At 35.9% G+C, this 831-nt stretch carries 1 protein-coding gene; it reads right to left on the bottom strand.

Annotation, left to right across the window (positions count from 1 at the left end; genetic code table 11):
- Positions 1–94: 94 nt before the first annotated feature.
- The coding region (locus ACSZO1_RS22560) for a CPBP family intramembrane glutamic endopeptidase (RefSeq protein WP_437616627.1) at positions 95–831 on the bottom strand (737 nt) is incomplete at its 5' end.

Below are 831 nucleotides of genomic sequence, written 5' to 3'. Positions count from 1 at the left end.
TATCGGTAGTTAACCCTTCCTCCTACACTCTCCACAATCATGTCCGAGCGTTGCACTTATTATCTGAATTCGCGAACTACCTTTTTTAGTTGGTTTATTTTAACTCAATATATAGGCCAATTGCGATACAAAAAGCATGCAGTAGAATTGGTAAAAGAAGCCCTCTGCTTTGATATCTTGCTCCACAGAAAATTAATGAAAGTGCAAATATTTGGATTTTGGTGGGCAATGAATACTGTGTGTGTATAACTGCAAACAAAACAGAAACAGTCAGGCCACCGATGATATAGCCCGCCTTTTCACCAAGGGCGTTTAAAAAAGAACTCAGGATAATTCCTCTGAAAACCAGTTCCTCCAGTAGAGGGAAAATAATAATTGTGGCTGCGATTTTTACAGCTGCCATTTCATGTGACAAATCTTTAGTAAATTCTGTAACGAAGGGTTCTTTCGGCGTAAGGTAGTAGGAAGCAGTGTAAGCAATAATTATGAGCAAGAAAAAAACAAATGACTGCTTGTTAGGTTTCCCCCAGGTTAATCCTTGGTAAAGTGAGGTGTTATTTAATAAGTGAGTTATGGATAAAAAAATTAAAAGCATCATCAGAGGCTTAATTATCTGCAAATGTAATATTGAGAAATTAAGCTTGGTCATTAAGAATATATTTAGATCAATAGAGGTTAATAATAAATAAAAGAATAAAAAGTTAGATAATCCGAAAATCAGAATCATAAGGCGTTGTTTTAAAATATCCATATCAACCGCGAATTCAGATAATAAGTGCAACGCTCGGACATGATTGTGGAGAGTGTAGGAGGAAGGGTTAACTACCGATA

It is taken from the genome of Erwinia sp. V71, from assembly GCF_965644245.1.
Taxonomy (GTDB): Bacteria; Pseudomonadota; Gammaproteobacteria; order Enterobacterales; family Enterobacteriaceae; genus Erwinia.
The sequence above is the reverse complement of the archived record's forward strand: the minus strand, read 5'-3'. Positions and strand labels throughout refer to the sequence as shown.